General features: G+C 46.0%; 19 protein-coding genes. 5 read left to right on the top strand and 14 right to left on the bottom strand.

Annotated elements, in window-relative coordinates:
* Positions 1 to 148: 148 nt before the first annotated feature.
* The 5 genes from WH46_RS19165 to WH46_RS19185 form a co-directional block, all read right to left on the bottom strand.
* Positions 149 to 2113 carry a GTP-binding protein gene (locus WH46_RS19165; RefSeq protein ID WP_046227954.1) on the bottom strand — a complete coding sequence of 655 codons (1965 nt, stop codon included), beginning with the start codon at positions 2111 to 2113 and terminating at the stop codon, positions 149 to 151.
* A gap of 153 nt (positions 2114 to 2266) precedes the next feature.
* Positions 2267 to 3073, bottom strand: a complete 807-nt coding sequence (locus WH46_RS19170) for an alpha/beta hydrolase (RefSeq protein WP_046227955.1) — start codon at positions 3071 to 3073, stop codon at positions 2267 to 2269.
* Between the two features lie 369 nt (positions 3074 to 3442).
* Complete coding sequence (locus WH46_RS19175; RefSeq protein WP_046227956.1) at positions 3443 to 4546, bottom strand: NADH:flavin oxidoreductase; 1104 nt, start codon at positions 4544 to 4546, stop codon at positions 3443 to 3445.
* Positions 4547 to 4626: 80 nt separating this feature from the next.
* Entirely contained in the window at positions 4627 to 5166 is a 540-nt protein-coding gene (locus WH46_RS19180; RefSeq protein ID WP_046227957.1) for a histidine phosphatase family protein, read from the bottom strand.
* 25 nt (positions 5167 to 5191) lie between these two features.
* Positions 5192 to 6094: an SDR family oxidoreductase gene (locus WH46_RS19185; protein ID WP_046227958.1), complete on the bottom strand. Its 903-nt coding sequence runs from the start codon at positions 6092 to 6094 to the stop codon at positions 5192 to 5194.
* 128 nt (positions 6095 to 6222) lie between these two features.
* Here WH46_RS19185 and WH46_RS19190 point away from each other — a divergent pair, with 128 nt between their 5' ends.
* Entirely contained in the window at positions 6223 to 7206 is a 984-nt protein-coding gene (locus WH46_RS19190; RefSeq protein WP_046227959.1) for a helix-turn-helix transcriptional regulator, read from the top strand.
* 145 nt (positions 7207 to 7351) lie between these two features.
* Here the strand turns inward: WH46_RS19190 and WH46_RS19195 are convergent, their stop codons facing one another.
* A complete protein-coding gene (locus WH46_RS19195) occupies positions 7352 to 8248 on the bottom strand; it encodes an SDR family oxidoreductase (RefSeq protein ID WP_017815031.1) in 897 nt (298 codons plus the stop codon).
* A gap of 384 nt (positions 8249 to 8632) precedes the next feature.
* On the opposite strand from WH46_RS19195, the gene WH46_RS19200 reads away from it, so the two are divergent.
* Positions 8633 to 8914: a hypothetical protein gene (locus WH46_RS19200; RefSeq protein ID WP_017815030.1), complete on the top strand. Its 282-nt coding sequence runs from the start codon at positions 8633 to 8635 to the stop codon at positions 8912 to 8914.
* A 152-nt stretch (positions 8915 to 9066) separates the two neighbouring features.
* Here WH46_RS19200 and WH46_RS19205 read toward each other — a convergent pair whose 3' ends face one another.
* The 3 genes from WH46_RS19205 to WH46_RS19210 form a co-directional block, all read right to left on the bottom strand.
* Positions 9067 to 9894 carry a hypothetical protein gene (locus WH46_RS19205; RefSeq protein WP_046227960.1) on the bottom strand — a complete coding sequence of 276 codons (828 nt, stop codon included), beginning with the start codon at positions 9892 to 9894 and terminating at the stop codon, positions 9067 to 9069.
* Between the two features lie 173 nt (positions 9895 to 10067).
* Positions 10068 to 10232, bottom strand: a complete 165-nt coding sequence (locus tag WH46_RS24295; protein WP_017815028.1) for a hypothetical protein — start codon at positions 10230 to 10232, stop codon at positions 10068 to 10070.
* A gap of 398 nt (positions 10233 to 10630) precedes the next feature.
* On the bottom strand, positions 10631 to 11671 hold the full coding sequence (locus WH46_RS19210; protein ID WP_046227961.1) for an NAD(P)-dependent alcohol dehydrogenase: 1041 nt from the start codon (positions 11669 to 11671) through the stop codon (positions 10631 to 10633).
* Between the two features lie 189 nt (positions 11672 to 11860).
* Here WH46_RS19210 and WH46_RS19215 point away from each other — a divergent pair, with 189 nt between their 5' ends.
* Together WH46_RS19215 and WH46_RS19220 are read left to right on the top strand one after the other, a co-directional pair.
* A complete protein-coding gene (locus WH46_RS19215) occupies positions 11861 to 12406 on the top strand; it encodes a TetR/AcrR family transcriptional regulator (protein ID WP_017815026.1) in 546 nt (181 codons plus the stop codon).
* 222 nt (positions 12407 to 12628) lie between these two features.
* Positions 12629 to 13360 (top strand): aminoglycoside 3'-phosphotransferase, encoded by a 732-nt coding sequence (locus WH46_RS19220; RefSeq protein WP_046227962.1) that lies wholly within the window; start codon positions 12629 to 12631, stop codon positions 13358 to 13360.
* Between the two features lie 61 nt (positions 13361 to 13421).
* Here WH46_RS19220 and truA read toward each other — a convergent pair whose 3' ends face one another.
* The 3 genes from truA to WH46_RS19235 form a co-directional block, all read right to left on the bottom strand.
* Positions 13422 to 14171, bottom strand: coding sequence for a tRNA pseudouridine(38-40) synthase TruA (truA, locus tag WH46_RS19225; RefSeq protein WP_017815023.1), 750 nt, complete (start codon positions 14169 to 14171; stop codon positions 13422 to 13424).
* A 99-nt stretch (positions 14172 to 14270) separates the two neighbouring features.
* On the bottom strand, positions 14271 to 15632 hold the full coding sequence (locus WH46_RS19230; protein WP_046227963.1) for an amino acid permease: 1362 nt from the start codon (positions 15630 to 15632) through the stop codon (positions 14271 to 14273).
* A gap of 445 nt (positions 15633 to 16077) precedes the next feature.
* A complete protein-coding gene (locus WH46_RS19235) occupies positions 16078 to 16302 on the bottom strand; it encodes a hypothetical protein (protein ID WP_046227964.1) in 225 nt (74 codons plus the stop codon).
* 191 nt (positions 16303 to 16493) lie between these two features.
* Here WH46_RS19235 and WH46_RS19240 point away from each other — a divergent pair, with 191 nt between their 5' ends.
* Positions 16494 to 17483, top strand: coding sequence for a DUF4003 family protein (locus tag WH46_RS19240; RefSeq protein WP_046227965.1), 990 nt, complete (start codon positions 16494 to 16496; stop codon positions 17481 to 17483).
* A gap of 191 nt (positions 17484 to 17674) precedes the next feature.
* Here WH46_RS19240 and WH46_RS19245 read toward each other — a convergent pair whose 3' ends face one another.
* The gene (locus WH46_RS19245) at positions 17675 to 18373 is read right to left on the bottom strand and encodes a hypothetical protein (RefSeq protein WP_046227966.1); all 699 of its coding nucleotides are present in this window, start codon (positions 18371 to 18373) and stop codon (positions 17675 to 17677) included.
* 3 nt (positions 18374 to 18376) lie between these two features.
* Positions 18377 to 19939, bottom strand: coding sequence for an ArnT family glycosyltransferase (locus WH46_RS19250; protein WP_046227967.1), 1563 nt, complete (start codon positions 19937 to 19939; stop codon positions 18377 to 18379).
* Positions 19940 to 20155 lie beyond the last annotated feature (216 nt).

The following is a 20155-nucleotide window of genomic DNA, read 5'->3' on the forward strand; positions in this document are numbered from 1 at the left end:
CACTCCTTTGACGGTTATATTAAAGTCAGATATGAATTGCGACTTTTGGATACATACTAACTTTGTATTACCACCAGCAGAGTCCACTAATCACTTATAGCAATTTTATTTTCCAAAACTTAATTTTGAAATCTTGTTATTGAACCTGTTAAGCATGCATATGATCTTTGGCTTCCTGCCAGGGTACCGAATACCCCTGCCCTTTGGCACAAAAAATCGAAGAAGAAGAATAGAGCGGATCGGCTTCCTTGCGATACTGCTTACGTTCAATCACTTCCTGCTGATTATGACATGGATGGTAACCATCGAAGGTCAGGCTGATCATTCCTTTGCCATGGGTAAAGGAAGCCAGTTCCGCGCTGTAGTTCATAAAGGTCGCTACCGGTACTCGGCCAGTCAGAAGACAGTGTGTTGCCGTCATCTCGGGGGATTCGATGGTTCCATGCGCTTGTTGCACATCGGACATAATACGCCCCATATGCTCCAGCTCGGTGCGGATTTTGAACTGGTAATACGGCTCCAGCACGATATTGTCGGCCTGCTCCAGTCCCTGACGAATCGCACGATACGTCGCTTCACGGAAATCGCCCCCGCTCGTATGCTTGTTGTGCGCCCTGCCGGTGAGCAGTGTAATAACGGTATCAGTTAATCCGGCTCCGGTCAGAAGACCATGATGTTCACGTTCCAGTACATGCTGGCCGACCAGATTCTGATAACCGACCGCCAGCTGATCCGGATGGCAGGCATTGCGAAACGTAATACCACTGCCTCTTGCTCCGGGCTCCAACTGTAGATGGACTTCAGCATAATGACGCAGCGGTTCAAAATGACCATACCCGGTTACCGAATTGCTGATGGTTTCCTTGTATAGAATCTCCGGCGGTTCAAAAGTAACCTGTACCCGAAAGCGATCCAGCAGCACTTTCTCCAGAATCTCCAGTTGGATCGCTCCCATCACCTGAATATGCAGCTCCTGCAGCTGCTCTTCCCAGGTTACGCCAAGCGATGGATCTTCCGCCTCCAGCTCGCGGAAAATACGCAGTACGTCCCGGATAGGCAGTTCAGACGGATAGTTCACTCGCGAAGTCAATGCCGGGATGAGCTGAAATGGACGATTGCCAGTATGATCACCTAACCCGGTTAGAGGACCTGCTTCGGTCAGTCCGGTTACAGCGAACAGTTCACCAGCGGCAGCATGATCTGCTGATTGATACTTCTCGCCATTATAGATACGTATGCTGGTAATCTTCTCTTCCATCATCTGACTGGACAGACTCGAGGCATAGGTCAGATTGTCCCGTACACGGAGTGTGCCTTGTAGTGCTTTGATATATGTAACTCTCGTTCCGCTGCTATCATGACCAATCTTGTACACTTGCCCGGCAAATGGCTGCTCGGCATCGTAGTCTGTGATCGTTAGCCGATCCAGCTGCTCCAGAAATCGTGTAATGCCCTCATCCTGCAGAGCCGAACCATACATGCAAGGATACAGTTGGCCTTCACGAATCATGCGGATCATGGCTGCTTCCCACTGTTCTTCGGTCACTTTACCATCCAGATAGGCACTCAGCAGCACTTCATCCCGCTCTGCCAACAGAGTCTGCAGTTCCTCACTCACCGGTTCATGCTGATCAAGATTCCAGTATCGGGTAAAGTCGGCTGCATCTGGTGTCAGCAGATCTTGAATCTCCTGCATTACCCTGTCTGCATCTGCACCGATCCGGTCCATTTTATTAATAAAAAAGAAAGTCGGGATCTGGTATTCCTGCAGCAATTGCCAGATAGTCTCTGTATGCCCTTCAATACCCTCGACTGCACTTATCAGTACCACCGCATAATCCATCATGCGCAGTGCCCGCTCCATCTCGGCCGAGAAATCGGCATGTCCCGGTGTATCCAGCAAATAATATACTGATTCTCTATACTGCATCACAGCCTGACCGGCAAATACGGTAATTCCGCGTGTTCGCTCGATCTCGTGGTTATCCATAAAAGTATCCTGATGATCCACTCTGCCCCGGCTGCGAATGCTACGGGTATGATATAAAAGCTGCTCGGCAAATGTCGTCTTGCCTGCATCCACATGCGCCAGCATGCCAATCGTCTTATTCATAGATAGTCTCCCTGGTTCTGTTCATTATACTTGCTGACCTAGAGGACAGCAGATGATCTTTCCATTATCGCATAGATTTGCTACGTGTCAGCACAGCAATGCCGGATTTCCTGTTAGAGGAATCCGGCATTGGCATTTTGTGATATATCTCTTTTATTCCGGCATCTGACTCTGGATCAGCCATTCCCGGCATTCCGGCCACCAGAGATCATATTGGGCTGATTCCCGGTGTCCCATATTGGGAATCAGTGTGACAGCTACTGTGTTGCGGTGATCCTGATACATATCCGCCATTTCTGCCTGGAAGCGCAGTGCACCATCCGGCGGTACATGAGTGTCCTCTTCACCACATATAAAATGAATCGCCGGATGGTGATTATAGGCAGGCAGATGGGTCAGCGGATTCAGCTGGTTATACCAGTAAGCCGCATAGGCATCCGGCTCACCAGCAGGGACGGGCGTACCGGGCTGACAGATATCCTCCATACCGGGACGCAGCCAGTCCGGTGTGGCAACGACTGCCGCTACCTTGTGAATACGGCTGTCAATACCAGCAGCTGCAACAGCAATATCGCCACCCATCGATAACCCGCCTATTTGTACATAAGGATCGACCTGTAGCTCATGGATGGCCCAATCAACAACACGCAGGGTATCTACGGTAGTCTGTCCCAGAATTGGCCACATATAACGCCGGAAATTGCCGAATACTCTGCCAAATAAATCTTCTTCATCCTTTAGACTACGTTCACCATGCTGCCAGGCATCCAGACTGACAGCGATAAATCCGAGTCCAGCCAATTCTTCCAGCATGGGCTGCATCGTTTCTTTGGAACCATTAAATGGATGCAGCAGGATAATCAGCTGCCGCCGGGAAGGGCTGATTTCCGGTTCTGACCATAATACGGGGATATGATCGACCCATGTAGATCGTGTAACAATGGATTGTTGTTCGCTCATTATGTAACCTCCTGATAGTCCAGCTTGATCGCTGTGGACAACATTATGATTTCGTTTGTATACGCTTCATCTACCACTACCTCTCTCCTGCTTATTCGAAACATTATCTTCAAAGAGAGTACGCCAGTCGACCTGTTCTGTCAGTTAAAAGGGATACAGTGGATCGCCCTTTTGTTGTTACTACGGACTTGTGTGATGCTCCTATTACTGTATGTAATATTACTGCTCACCTGATTATGATTACAGCTTGTCGGAGACGATTTTTATCAAAAACGCCTTTGCCGGCAGTTGATCCTGGATGCAGGAGACTGCCGGCAAAGGCGCGATATTATAAATTCTATATGCAGACTGTTAGCTACTCATTATTATCTAGACGAGCTTTTGCAGTGCTTCTGGAGTGAACATCTCAATCTCGTCCGTACGATTCTCACGAACTTTGTTTGGCCAGGCCGGATCGCCGATCAGTGCACGACCTACAGCGATTAGATCAAATTCCTGATCTTCCAGCTTGTGCAGCAGCGGATCGATATGCGCCGCCGGATCATCCTCTTCCACCTGTTCCGTACGGTTGGCAAATTCGGATTTCAGACCCACCGAGCCGACGGAGATAGCCGGTTTGCCAGTGAGCTTGCGTGTCCAGCCTGCCAGATTCAACTCAGAGCCCTCAAATTCCGGCAGCCAGAACCGGCGTGTCGATGCATGGAAGATGTCTACGCCTGCATCGACGAGCGGCTGGAGAAGCTGCTCCAGCTGTTCAGGCGTTTCGGCGAGGCGTGCTTTGTAATCGGACATTTTCCATTGGGAGTAGCGGAAAATAATCGGATAATCCGGACCCACTGCTTCACGGCAGGCTTTCACCACTTCAGCCACAAATGTAGTACGTGCTACCAGATCGCCGCCGTAACGGTCGGTTCGCTGGTTGGTACGCTCCCAGAGAAATTGATCCAGCAGATAGCCATGTGCTCCATGCAGCTCTACCGCATCAAATCCGATCCGTTTGGCATCGGCTGCTGCCTGTGCATAAGCCTGAACGAGCTGCTGAATCTCTTCTTCGGTCAGCGGTTCATTGACTTTGTTACCTGACAGGTCAAGTCCGGACGGTCCAACCGGTGCCACCTCGGGATTGGGTTCGTCTCCCGGTTTGCGCGCCATGCCTACATGCCAGATCTGAGGTGCTATTTTGCCGCCTGCTTCATGAACCGCTTCAACGACTTTTTGCCAGCCAGCAAGTGCTTCTTCACCATGAAAAAGAGGAATACTCGCTCCACTTACTGCCGATGGATGATTGATTGCTGTGCCTTCCGTAATAATCAGGCCCACACCACCTGCAGCACGAAGACGGTAGTATTCTGCAACGTCCGGTCCAGGTACACCACCCGGTGAGAAGCCTCGTGTCATCGGTGCCATAACAACCCGATTGCTCAATTCCAGCTTCTCACTTTGAAAAGGTTTGAATAAGGATTCTGTGTTCATGTTAACGTCCTCCTTGCATATGATGGATTACTTGATTATTTTTCGTAACAACAATACCTTAGCATAGTGATATATGTAAATCAAACCAGCAACCTTCGAATAAGCGGTATATCCGTATTCCATGATACCCTGTAAATATCCGGATTGGTCATGGCTTCCCACTCCGCGAATCCATAAGTAGCATCCCAGGATCGCAGCAGCAGAGAGATGAGATTACCGTGAGACACTATTGCCGGCTCATGATAGCCCTGCTCCAGCAGTTCGCTCACGACCTGATTCGCACGTGCCGCTGCTGCGCTGGTGGATTCGCCACCCAGATAGCATAGATGTGGATCATCATAAGTACGTCGAAGCATATCGCGCCACTGCGGTGCATCCTGTCCACACAGTACACGTTCGATCAATCGTTCATCGGTTACTACCTTCAGACCAAGCCGCTCAGCCAATGGCTGAATTGTACGATAGGCACGCTCATACGGACTGGTTACAATAATATCGATCTGCTGCATCTCCGCCAGATGTGCCAAGGCTTCTGCCTGGCGGCGCCCTTTCTCCGTAAGGGCAGCATTCGGTGACTGTCCCTGTGCTTCACAATGACGAATGATATACATATTAGGCATCGTTTACTCTCCTTTTTTCATTTTATCAGGCTGGCCCTAATCCATGAGCAGCGGCATAATTCCCCCAGTGTGGTCTGCGGCCGTCCACATCGGTAAATCCATATACATCAGATAATCCCCAGCTCGATAATGCCTGTCCAGACCTGTTCGACGCTTCCGGATCAGCCGCCAGTGAAGTGATAGCCCGGCCGACAAAATACGGCGTCTCCGACTCGCTAAAATGTTCGGCATGCTGCTTGCCGCCCTGCACCGCATCCATCCAATTCGCTTCGGTTACACCATAATGCTCCAGCATTTCCTCGGAACGCAGGAATCCCGGTGTTACAGATACAGTTGTCACTCCATAAGGGCAAAGATCCACTGCCATAGCGGCCGCCATATGAATCGGTGCGATCTTCGCTAGACTGTAATACAGATTGCCACGATAAGAATAATCGGTGCCATCGGTTACTTCGATGATCATACCGCAGCCTCGTGCCGTCATCAAGGCAGCTGCATAGTGACTCGTAATCAGATGCGTCTTCAATACACGATCCTGTATCAGTAGACCATTAGCGAGGGAATGCTGCCAGAACGGTGTCTCCCACTCTGTTAGCTTCTCTCCGCCCCAGATATCATTCACCAGAATATCCAGCTGACCATTCTGCTCATCCATGATGCGCTTCATTAGCTTCTGGACCTGCTGCTCATCGGTATGATCCACCTGTATCGCAATTCCATGTCCGCCATGAGCAGTTACCATATCAGCGGTGTCTTCAATCGTCTCGCTGCGATTCAGATCGGAAGGCAGACCACGTATACTTCGGCCCGTACAATATACCGTAGCACCTGCTTCACCCAGCATTACAGCAATACCACGGCCTGCACCACGTGTAGCTCCGGCTACCAGAGCTACTTTACCTCTCAGATTAGTTGTGAATGTATTCATGATTGTTCCTCCTCCACAGTGATAAGTATATTTTGATCATACCTGCTATATATGCCACCTTGTGTCTTATATAATAAAGAAATTAAAAATATAAAGAATTAAAACTCATCCTGAAAGGAAGGGTAATTATGAGAGCAGATCGACTGCTGCGCATCCTGTTATTGATTCAAAATGAGGGTAAAATAACAACTCGTGAACTCGCCCAAAAGCTGGAAGTGTCGGTACGCACCATCGTCCGCGATATGGATGCACTCAGCGCATCCGGAATACCGATATATGCGGAGCGAGGCAGTCAGGGTGGCTGGCGATTAACTGACGGCTATCGGACTTCATTAACAGGCATCAAGCCGGAAGAACTGGGCTCTCTGCTGCTGTCTTCCCACCCTCAACTGCTGGCCGATCTGGGTATTCAGCAGCATTTCGATGATGCTTTGCAAAAACTGCTCGCTGTTATGCCTTCCAATGCATTACAGACAGCTCAAATCATCCGCTCCAAAATTCATATGGATGGTGCCGGATGGTATGAAGCCGATCAATCTTCACCACAGCTTCTAACTATTCAGGAGGCCGTATTTTCCGAGAAAAAGCTGCATATCCGCTATCAACGTGATGAAGAAATTTGGGATCGTCTATTGTGTCCGCTGGGGCTGGTAGCCAAACGTTCGGTCTGGTATATGATCGCTCATACAGATGATGAATACCACGAACCGCGTACTTACCGGGTATCCAGAATTATAGAAGCGATAATACAGGAAGCAGGGTTCTCCCCTCCAGCCGATTTCAGTTTACCGGATTACTGGGAGCAATCCACACGCCAGTTTAAAAATAATCTTCCCCGCTATAATGCTAGGGTTCGTGTACGAACTGCAACCCTGACCCGGCTGACAAAGGAAAGATATATTCAGACGGGTACCATTCAGCCTTGCACCGATCAACCGGATTGGTGTGAGACGAATATCCAATTTGCTACGCTGGAGCATGCCTGCTGTATGCTGCTGAGCTATAGTAACGAAATAGTAGTGCTATTTCCCGAAGAGCTGCGTCAGCGTATCAGGAAGCAGGCAGCTGCAATTGTTCATCTGTATCAGGATTCTTCGTGTTCTATGGAATAAAGTAGCTCTCATACAGACTCAATTATGTCTTGTTATGTAGTAGAGCAGAATATAATCAGATGTATCCAAAAAGCCCTTCCCGATAATTGGGAAGGGCTTCTAATATGAAAACATTATAATATCGTATACTTGTTATACTAGCTGCTTACGGAGTTGGTGTACCACCGTTGGCATTGAGTGTCTCGCCACTTACATAACTGGATTCCTGACTGGCCAGGAATACGTAAGCTGGAGCCATTTCCATCGGTTGACCCGGACGACCAAGCGGTGTCTGGGAACCAAAGTCTTTAAGCGCTTCTTCTGGCTGTCCACCCACAATTTGTAGCGGTGTCCATACTGGACCCGGAGCTACGACATTGACGCGGATGCCTTTCTCGGCAACCTGTTGAGCCAGTGCTTTGCTGAATGTATTGATTGCAGACTTGGTTGTAGCATAATCCAACAGGATTGGTGAAGGATTATAGGCCTGAATCGAGGATGTATTAATAATACTGCTGCCTGGCTTCATATGCTTGATTGCAGCTTTGCACAGCCAGAACAGGGAATAGACATTGGTTTTAAATGTATGATCGAATTGTTCTGTTGTTAGATCAGCGATTTCCGGAACAAACTGCTGTTTGCCGGCAACGTTTGCCAGAATATCAATACCGCCAAGTTCTTTGACAGCGGTCTCGATGAGTTGTACACAGTACTGCTCATCTTTGAGATCTCCCGGTACAGTAACGGCTTTGCGTCCTGCTTCTTCAATCAGCTTGACCACTTCCTGTGCATCAGCTTCTTCTTCTGGCAGATAGGATAATACAACATCTGCTCCTTCACGAGCATAAGCGATAGCTGCTGCACGTCCGATACCACTATCTGCCCCCGTTACGACAGCCTTGCGTCCGGTCAGACGACCTGTACCGCGGTAACTCTTTTCTCCCGAATCAGGAACAGGAGTCATGTCTTTCTGAATTCCCGGTTCCGGCTGCTGCTGTTGAAACTCCGGTCCAGCTTTCGGATACTGTGTAGTTGGATCCTGCATTGTGTATTGATCGGCCATGATATAATTCCTCCTCTGAATGGTGTGAATAAGTTACTTTGAATAGCATCAATTATAAAATCTCTCAACTCTTTTTATGTAACCGTCATGACACTTTGTTAAACGGAACGTTGTGCATTTTGGTACAAAGATGTGGATTGTCAGTGTATTGGGCATTTAGTGAGAACGCATACAATGATGTTGCCTGCGAAGATGTATTCCTGTTTTGTTTATGTTACGATAGAAGCATATGGGATTTATTGGATATTGAGACTGACCTATTGCCAATCTTGGTTACGTATTACCGTAATAATTTATATCGGGGAATGGTTGAAGTTTATCGTTAATACGTACATTTCACAGTCATTCATTTGTGTTCATTATTATGAAAAGGGGATACTGCCTATGTACCTGCTCACTGGTTTTGTTATTTTCTCTATCGTTATTATTGTATATGCACTGATTGCTATTTTTGCCGCACGTTATCTGATTGGCAAATTGGATAAACGCGGAATCCGGCATTCGAATATCGTGCTGGGCGTTGGAATTCCTATCGCTGCATGTCTGATTTTTCTGGCTTTTTGGTGGCAATCACCTTTACAGCTTTTTTTACTGGTGCCTTTGTTTCTGGTCGTTGGGCGGATATGGCGCGATTACCGCAAAATTGAGAAAATGGAGCAAAACTAGAACGTATCTACAGCTATAATATGCAGTTTACATAGACCAGCCGATTTAATAATATAGTACGATAACTATAAGGAATACCGGATCCAGCCTACCTGAGTATGCAGGCAGTTGGATCCGGTATTTTGATTATTGCTTTTTATCCTGTGGATTGATCAGGTATATTCCAGACAGATGACTGCAGTTTGCAGAGATTCATCATAGAACAGATACATCCAATCCGATCCATAAGCCTGAAAATAATAACCGGTGAGCGCTCCAATATACGGAAACACGCTGCCATCCGGACGATGCGGCACAGACAGCAGATTAGTAGATTCAAAAGTACGGTATTCTTCCTCCGAATCACCACGTTCCTGAAAGATCTTCTGCATTTGTTCGGAACGCAAATCCAGGTCTTCCAGCAATCCGTTAATTTCAGGATAAGTGATCCCCCAACCTTTCTCCTGATAGGATTGCCAGGATTCCATTACTTCCTGCACCGATTTCATCGGCTCATCGGATGAATAAGGATGAACTTTTTGCTCCTGTTTGTAGAATTGTTTTCTCGCTTCATAGTCCTGCTCATTTTCCTCATAGACCGTTTTTAGAGAATCTATCTGATTTTTCACTTTTTTTAGCTTGAGATATTGCTTGTCACCAGCTGCTTTGAGTTGTTCATACTCGGCATTCACCTGCTCTTCCTGTTCGATCAGGAAGTAATTCCAATCTCCCGCAAATCGGTACTTGCCATCTACTACATCAAAAGCAATCGAATCTTCCTGTGTCCATTCCGTATGAAACGCAGACGTCATTTGACCTACCGTGCCTTCATAGATTTCCTTAACGGATACAAAATGAACCCACTGATCCTTTTCCGGGAAAAGGCACTTCAGGTTAATCGAACAAATTGGTAAAAAATGCCGCCGATGCCGCTCAATATCTTCTGCAAAGACCTCTTCATACTCTGGAAAAGCACGGATATATTGTTCGGAAATATGCATATGTACACTCCTTTGTATTTCAATGTCTTTATTGTAGCACGTGTATTATTACCACTCAAAAAAGCCTTCCGGTATCCTGTCCAGAAGGCTTTTACATTACAAAATATAGATTAGCTAGAGCAATGGTCGCTCGCTTATTCCAATCAGCGAAACGGTTTATCCATCACTGTCCATCAAAACATAGGCAGAATATATTTGATCAGGAACCACAGTACTAGACCAAGAATAATGATATAAGCTGCATATTTGATAAATGTCGATGCTACCATGCCGGAGTCGGATCTACGCTCTACCCGTACCTCTCTTTTATCCACATCTACATTGCGATTTTCATTCATGATTTATTCGCTCCCTTTTGGGCCTGAGGCCTTAGCTTAGTTGGTAAATCAAATTTGAGATTTATTACACCCATTTGTTACTCACGAATCGCTTTGGGATGATGTATATCCAAAATATTTTTACGAAAATATAAGGATGACTCATGAATCAGAGAACTCAACTCTTTTCATGCATATATAATTATCAGGCAGAGCAAATGCTATTATTGAATCTCATACTTTTATGAAGTATTGCATCTGCAAAACGAGATGCTGACTCCAGCTAATAACAGATTTCCTCAACAATCCTCATAAAAAAAAAGCAGGACTCCTGTGATAGGAGCCCCGCTTGCTTCTGTACTATATAATTGCTGCATATGGCATGCCCTGTCATACAGGACATAAGCTTCAGCCTAATTTTACAGTGTGCTGGTATCAATAACAAAGCGATAGCGTACATCGGAAGCCAGTACACGCGTATATGCTTCGTCGATCTGATCAGCAGAAATAATCTCGATCTCAGGAACAATATTATGCTCGGCACAGAAGTCCAGCATTTCCTGTGTTTCCCGAATGCCGCCAATCATCGATCCGGCAAAGGAACGACGCTGACTGATCAGTGAGAATACATTGATCGACAATGGCTCGGCAGGAGCTCCGACATTGACAATCGTACCATCTAGCGCCAGCAACGAGATATAGGCATCCAGATCAATCTTGGCACTGACTGTGTTGATGATCAGATCAAATTGACCTGCCAGGTTCTGGAAAGTCTCCGGATTGCTGGTCGCATAATAATGATCAGCACCGAATTTCAGTCCATCTTCTTTTTTGCTCAAGGATTGGGACAGTACCGTCACTTCTGAACCCATGGCATGAGCAATCTTGACTGCCATATGACCGAGTCCGCCCAGTCCGACTACGGCTACCTTTTTGCCGGGGCCTGCATTCCATGTACGCAGTGGTGAATACGTAGTGATACCTGCGCATAGCAGTGGAGCAGCATGTTCCAGACTAATATTGTCCGGGATCCCCAGTACAAAATCTTCGGTTACGACGATATGGGAAGCATAACCACCCTGGGTAGGTTGGCCGTATTTGTCCACACCAGCGTACGTAGGCACATTGCCTTTATGGCAGTATTGCTCTTCGCCTTTTTTGCAATTAGCGCATTCGCGACAGGAATCGACCATGCAACCAACACCGACACGATCACCAATTTTGTACTTGCTAACTTCGGAACCGACAGCGGTTACGATACCGGCAATCTCATGTCCCGGAACGAGTGGATAATTAACAGGACCCCATTCTCCACGTGCAGTATGAATATCGGAATGGCAAATGCCTGCAAATTTAATCTCGATCAATACGTCCTGAGTATCCAGATCACGACGCTCAATTGTCGTTGCGTGGAACGGCTGATCTGCCCCATCGACTGCTCTTACTTTGGCTGTAACCATGAATAAAACCTCCTGTGCATTTATCTTATTATGCAGCTGATAATCATCATTGATTGATTAATCAACATCTGTTAATAATTATATATAACAGTCCATGATCCACAATAGTTAAATGGAATCAATTTGTTGGATAATCAACAAATTGTGCAAAATTGTTAATTATCTTTTGAAAGGACGGGTGAATAAGCGATGAATAAAGTAGACCGAAGAATAACCAAAAGCCAAACGGCTATCAAACATGCGCTGATTGAACTAATGGGCGAAAAAAGCTTCGACAATATCAGTATTCAAGATATTGCCGATCGCGCCAATGTGAACCGGGGTACTATTTATTTGCATTATATGGATAAATTCGACCTGCTCGACAAGATCATGGAAGAGCATATTCAAAATCTGGGAAACTTTTGCGATTCTGCTGCCGATATGGATTTTATCGAATCAACCATTCATTGCATGGAGTATTTTGAAAGCAACTACAAATTCTTTTCCACGATGCTCGCCAGTGAAGGTGCTATCTATTTCCGCAGCCGGTTTCTCCAGTTTAATATCGAGGAATTCCGAAATGATGTGGATATTACCATGGGTAAAAACCATGGTCAAAACGAAGAAATCGTTGTGCAGTTTGTCGCTAATGGTTATGTAGGGATCGTTGAATGGTGGCTAAAAAATGGCATGCCCTATCCCCCTCGTATTATGGCCGACAAAGTAGGCGAGTTGCTGGAGCGCATTGTATAGACTTTTTATCCCGATGCTTCCGAAGCAGAACTGAACTTGGCATTTCGGATTGCCATCGTCATTTTGCCCAGAACGAGTGGCGCGATGCCTACAAGTATCCTATGCGGTATACCAAAAATAACGATGAATAATCTTCCTCTTGCCCTGTCCGAATTGTATTCTTTTATAGTATTAGATCTTATTACTTACACCCTACGACTCTTTTAAAGGAGATCCATATCAATGAGAAAAACACTGATTACATACGATGCCAGCCAGCTTCCTATATCCTTGCAATCCTATATGAACGACGCTCCTATTTACGATAGCAGTTCTTCCGAGAATGCCAGAACGCTTTTTATTGATGGTACGCCTTCTTTATTCCTCAAAATTAGTGCCAAAGGAACACTGGAACGGGAATATCGCATGACTGAATTTCTGCATGCTCATCAGATGGCTCCACGTGTAATGGAATATACAGGTGATGATACTCATGATTATCTATTAACTGCAGCGGTTCAGGGTACAGACGGTGTGGATCCTGATCACATCAACGATCCCGAGCAGCTGGCTGCTGCATTTGGCCACCATCTGCGCAGGCTGCATGAGCTGCCCCTGACCGGATGTCCCTATCCCAGCAGAAGTGCAGAGATCCGGCAGGAAGCACTAGATAGCGGTATCCCCGCTTCTCTACTGGAAGAGCTCACCTATGTGCCAGTCGATAATGTGATTATTCATGGAGATTACTGTCTTCCCAATGTGATTATGGAGAACTACCATTTGCGCGGATTTATCGATACCGGCTATGGTGGTATCGGAGATCGTAATTATGATATTTACTGGGGATTATGGACGCTCCAATACAATCTGGATACCGAGCAATATCATGATATATTCCTGGATGCGTATGGAAAAGACGATGTAAATATGGATGGTGTACATTATTTCAGCCAACTGGTGGACTGGACAGAGTAATATTGCATGCTGATTCATTCCACAAAAAAACCGCAGAATAAGCATCTGCGGTTTTTGCCTATTATTTTTGCTGCTTGAAACGAATCTCTTCCAGATACAAACCTTCAGCTTCTGCCATTCCGCCAGTTTGCAGGCGTTCCTTAGACAGAATGATACCAGGGATTTCTTCTGCTTTCTTTTCTCCAAGACCTACTGCAATCAGCGTACCGACCATTTTGCGAACCATATTATACAAGAACCCATTGCCACTTACCCGAAATTCGATAAAGCCGTCTTTCTCCTGTATATCCAGCGCATGGATCGTGCGAACCGAATCTTTTTTCTTCGACTTGGCATTTGCATAAGCAGTAAAATCATGCTCGCCGATAAAATGAGCGGCTCCCTGGCGCATGCGCTCAATATCCAGCGGCTTGACGACATGCATGCTGTATTTACGCATAAATGGATGGCTGTACGCGCGATTCCATACTTTGTACAGATAGGTCTTGTCTGTCGCATGAAAGCGGGCATGGAACTGCTCATCGACCTGCTCTACCTGGATAATACTGATATCCGGTGGCAGATAATGATTCAAAAAGCTCATAATGCGCTCTTCTGTCAGGTCCTGACGAGTCTTGAAATTGGCAACCTGCATAAGTGCATGCACACCCGCATCTGTACGGCTGGAGCCGACAATCTCAATCTCTTCTCCGGTCAGTACAGAGATGGCTTTCTCGATCTTGCCCTGTATAGTGTGATCACTATCGCCCAGACGTTGCCATCCCTTGTAGCGGTCACCGTCGTATTGGATAGTTAATTTGTAGTTATTCATATTGGCTCCTTATGGCAAATTGGCTGTGATGCCTGAATAGAAACGCAGAGCTTATGTATCGCAGCTCTCCTGTCTTCTAATGTACCACAAGCTACCTGTTCAGCCTATCTGTCGTTTGCCAATTCCAAATACATAATATCCTATAATCACGATACCGATAAATACTGCTCCTACAATCAGCGACAAGTTGGTATCCGGGTTAAACCACATTCCCACCAGTACCAGTGACAGGAAAATAATTACGATATAGTTGCTCACCGGGAAAAAGAGCGATTTGAAATGATGATCCTGCATCTGCTCTTTCCACTGCTTGCGGAAGCGGAATTGGCTGAACGCCATGGCGAACCATGGTATCATGCCCGGCAGAATACTGGCGCTGTAGATATAGAGGAACAGCTTGGAATCCGGGAATAGATAGTTGAATAATACGCCGATCAGCAGCAGTGCAATAGTCGTCAGAATACTGTTGCGCGGTACGCCGCTTTTGGATACTTTACCAAAGAACTTCGGAGCCTGACCATTCTGTGCCAGTGTATACAACATTCGTCCTGCACTATAAATACCGCTATTGCAGCCAGACATCGCAGCTGTCAGCACGACAAAGTTAATAATTCCAGCTGCTGCGACGATACCAACTTTGGCAAATGTAAGTACAAACGGGCTGCCATTTTGCCCTACTTCATTCCATGGATAGATCGTTACAATAATGAAAATAGCACCTGCATAGAAGATCAGGATTCGCCAGATAATATTTTTAATGGATTTGCGCAGCGTTTCTTTGGGATTCTCGGCTTCACCGGCTGTAATGCCCACCATCTCGATCCCCTGATAAGCTGCCGTAACAATACAGAGCGCAAACAGGAATCCTTTGAGCCCGCCAGCAAAGAAGCCGCCGTGACTGTACAGATTCGATAATCCGATCGGCTCGCCGCCATTCCCAAGTCTAAAGAATATCATTCCCGTGCCCAGAATCAGCATGCATACAATGGCTACCACCTTGATCATCGCAAACCAGAATTCAAATTCTCCATAGAACTTGACCGCCGCCAGATTCGCTGCTGCAATAATGCCTACACCTGCCAGAGCCGGCAGCCACTGCGGAATATCCGGGAACCAATATCCTACATAGATACCGATAGCGGTCACTTCCGCCATTCCGACTGTTATCCACAGGAACCAGTAGCTCCAAGCCGTAACAAATCCAGCCAACGGACTAATATATTTATGGGCAAAGGTTGCAAATGAACCGGTGACCGGTTCCATAATCAGCATTTCCCCCATCATCCGCATAACGAATAACATAATAATTCCTGCCAGCAAGTAAGCCAGCAATACGGAAGGTCCTGCCCACTGAATCGTACTCGCCGACCCCATAAACAGCCCTACACCAATCGTCCCCCCAAGCGCAATCAATTCAATATGTCTTGCTTTTAGTCCTCTGTTCAATTGTTTGGCTTCCAAAGAAAAACGCCCCTTTACCGTGCTTGAGTACAGCCTGAATTACAAATACATTTATGTAATACAGAATCGCATTGCCACATTGTAATGTAACATATTATGTAATTTCAATAGGACGGATCACAAGTGAAAGCATTGTTTGCCTTGTCGGAGAAAACAGTGTCTACTCTTCGTGGACAATTACTTTTTTTGCATCCTAAATAGACCCTTCTCCCATTCTGTTAATCATGCATTTATTTTATATGTAATTTGGGATTATTCACGTTTCTCATATGGTAGATATATGTCTCTCATCATGTACGTTGTATTAGAAACAGCTCTTTATTTACATCAGAATAATTCAAAAGCAAAACAAAAACACAATGTCCATGACAAGCGGACATTGTGAACAAATTGTGACAATATAGATAAAGCGCTTTAATACATCTCTTGTTTTCTTGTTTGTATTTTAATGAAAAAGAGCAACAATAAGCATCGTAGCCGCTCCTACCAGAATTCCTCCAAATCCCAAATAACCAAACCAGCGTATAGGTGCAGGGATGCTGGACATCTCTGCCGGCTGACGAGGAACACCCATAATTGTATGGTAATGTTCCGTTACGCTGTTGAACGATGCCACTTCATGGCTCTCTGTCTGAACAAGCTGCTGTTGATCTCTATTTTCGGATTTCATAAGGAAGCTCCTTTTCAATAAAGTAGTCCTGCGTAACCGTACATTTGCTAATTCAATAACCTGAACTGGCTGCCTCCGTCTTACGGTACACTCGTCCTCTTTTTCCTGCAGGCAGCTTCCTACTCCATAGTATGGTAAAATTAGTTCAAGGCTCCAATCTATCTTTAGTTTACCATAAAGGGGTGCAAACCATGAATCCACAAGATCAGATCAGGCTTGAATTACTAACTGCAAATATGCAAAATATCAAAAAAGAATTCCCATGGCAAAATGTCAATGTTACCCGACTAGCCGCTCTGTTGTATGCACTTGAAGGCAAAGAGGCTCCTGCTGAAGCGATCCGTAATAGTTATAATATGCTCAAGGAAAATACCAGCCGCTTCTCGATGTTCCGCAACATGGCTGCGATCGCTATCTCATCTATGCTTTCACTGCACGGAGATCAGGAAACGCAGCTGCAGCGTACATTATCTGTCTATGAGCAGCTCAAACAGGATGGATTCAAAGCGTCCGAGTATCTGGTGATTGCCGCTTATGAAATAGCTGCCAATACTGCGCCGAATCAGCATATACATACGATAGAACGAATGAAGGCCTTTTATGAAGGCATGAAGCAGCATCATCGGTTCTTGACCAATCGGGATGATTATATTTTCGCTGCGATGCTGGGTTTGTCGGATATCGATCCGGTGGTTGGAGTCGAGCGTATGGAGCAGCTGCATTTATCGCTGAAGCCAGAATTCCGCAACAGCAATAGTCTCCAGTCACTGACACAAGTATTGGTGCTTGGCGGTGAGAACCGCGATACGTTGGATCGCCTTCTGCTGCTGCGAGAATTACTGAAGGATCGGGACTTGCGCATGGACAAGCAGTATACTCTATCTTCTCTTGGCGTATTGGCGCTACTACCCGCGGATCCAAAGGTGATGATTGATGATATTGCTGAAGTATATGCCTATTTACATGAACAAAAAGGATTTACCCGCTGGTCGCTCAACAAAGAGCAACGGCTACTTTATACGGCGGCACTGGTCGCCTCCCGTAATATCGATGAAGCTCGTCAGGATGTACTTACGTCGAATCTGACTACCAATATTACGAATATTATTATTGCCCAGCAGACTGCAATGATTGCTGCTGTAACAGCAGGTGCAGCCGCTTCTTCTTCGGCTTCCGGCTAAATGCAGTTCCAGTCAGTCATAGAGGATAAACTATACATGGAAATAACAAACAGGAACGCTGATTCATATCAGACGTTCCTGTTTGTTTGCGATGCAATCATTTCTTTTGATGAGTGGGCACTCTATTGCTGTTCCTATTCATCTCATTTCACTAAGCAGATAAACAGATACCGAATACTATCCAAAACGAGCTACATGACTGTGATCCGTTCTACCGTCTCGGTATTATCCTTGTACCAGATCATGACCGTCTCGCCTGCTTGGAGGTCGGACAGTTGGAGCTTGGAACGATTAGCCGCAGTGGCCGGATCGGCTGTAGATGCAGACGATGGGTCGGCATTGATCTGCGGCATCATACCGGGTCCTTCGGAGATTTGTACCTCTTCGCTGACTTGGAGCGCTCTCTTCTCGCCGGTACTGTTCAGATTTGTTCCTTCATTGCCTGGTGGCTGCTGAGAATTACCGGCATTGGTATGATCCGTACCCGGACTGTTACTGCTATCTGATGGAAGATTACTGCCTGTAGTTGGAGCAGAAGAAGATGAATGGTCAGCAGGCGAACCTTGTACAGCTGGTGTATCGGTATCGGTTGATCCTGTACGGGCTTGAGGTTGGCCATCGCTGTGACTTTGCTCCATCAGCTCGATATGGAGTGTATTTCCGCTAACAGATATTACTTTGCCAATTACATCCGCATTCATCATGCCGCGCATAGAACCACCACTTCGGCCTGGGCCGCCATTCATGCCCATTCCGCCTCCATTCCCATTCATACCAGACCCGCCATTAGCGGTAATATTCTGGGACGTAATTACATCACATCCACCCAATAACATAGCACCAGATAACAGCATTGCCAACCAGCACCATACATATTTTTTACTTCGCATGAATTAATCACCCTTTCCGAGAAATGGGATATATCGAGATAGGCAGTCATAGACATCCTTGAAGCCCATATAAGACAGGATGATAAGCAGCGGATAGACCGGATAAATATAACGGGACTTGATCTCCCAGAGCAGATAGAATCCAATAAATCCGAGAATCACCAGCACCAGCGATACTTCGTCATACCGTTTTCTGCGAATCGCTCCTATGAGCCTTACCAGTATAAATATGAACATCAGGAAGTTGATCGCATACAATATCCACATCAGACCGCTTCGATAGACCGAATCTCCAGCGAATAGCTGTGTAATTGCGGTTGAATAGCTGTATCCTCCCATGACAAATCCCATGCCGCCACCTGCAGATCGTTCATTGCCAATACCATAGCGCTCGACCTGGTAAGTCCCTTCGGTCCAGGTCCAGATCAGCTTTTTGTAATACAGTTCTGCCAGTTCACCAGGTGTCATGCTTGTCACTTTGTCCTGAATCGCCTGCTGGAACAGCGGAATGCTTGCTGCCTTGTTGTAACCTGCTTCACGCTGGTAAATAGTATAGCTAACCATATTGTCCCAGAATCCGAATGTACTTTGATTCATTCCCATATTCAGCCACATATAGACAGGGGCGGAATTGGTACTGGTCGGTTGACTGACTACACCTGATGCCTGCAAAGCTGCATTCTGTGTCCAACCCGGTACATTAAACAGCACTGCCATCAGCCCGAGCGAGATCAGCAATCGTCTCCAGCCGATCCGTTGCCAGTTCAAGAGAATATAGATGACAGAAGCAATCAGGAAAATGATTCCGATACTTCTAAAGTAATTACCAAGTGCCAGCAGAATAGCTGCCAGTACGATATAACGAATCAACCGTGTTTTTACAAACCGGATAACTGTATATAGAGCAGCCGTCAGCAGCGTAGTCGCAATAATATCGTTGTAGATAAAGTTGCTCATCAGTAGCGCCGGAATATAGGTGGCAGCAAATACCAGCACTCCATAATCTCTGCTAGTAGAACGGTCATTCAGCTGCTTATAGATCAGATAGATCATGAGTGTCGTGACCAGTGTGAACAGAATATTGAATATTTTCAGAACCAGATAATTGTCCGGGAACATCCATAGCAGTGCCTTGATATAGAGCACGGTAGAGAAGTTAAAAGGAAACATATACAGATATCCACCGGACTGGAAAGTAGAATAATCCCCCTGGTTTAGCATCTGCATTGCCAGCGATACAACTGTTTGTGAATCATCGGTTGGCAGACGCGGCAGCAGGAAGATAATAGCAAGCTGGATCGCCAATGAAATCCCCAGTATGACCGGAATAACAAGCTGCGGACGATAGCGGTTCAATTGCAGACATAATCTGTATAATACCAGACTGGCAATAAGCAATACGATCACGAGCAGTACCAGAATAAGCAGATGCTGCTGCTGCAGAATAGGCTTGTCACTGTACACTGCATAATTATATTCCGCTCTCAAAAATAAGGACGAACCGATAAACAGCGCCATAAACACGGCGAGTATACCGTAAATTGCATTCTGGATAACTCTCTGCATGTAAAAACTCCTTTGCGGTAGTGTGATGAGAAATACGAAGTGAAATACCAATGCCATGAATACCGCACGGGATATATTTTCTGACAGATCCAACCTGTGTCCGTATTATAAATGGTGAATATGAATAAATTATTAAAAGGCAGACACATCCTGTAGTGCTGCTTCCGTTTATCCATAGAGCACTATGTTTAATACTTACCATTACCGTCTTTATTT

It is taken from the genome of Paenibacillus dauci (assembly GCF_000971985.1).
In the GTDB taxonomy this organism is placed as follows: domain Bacteria; phylum Bacillota; class Bacilli; order Paenibacillales; family Paenibacillaceae; genus Saccharibacillus; species Saccharibacillus dauci.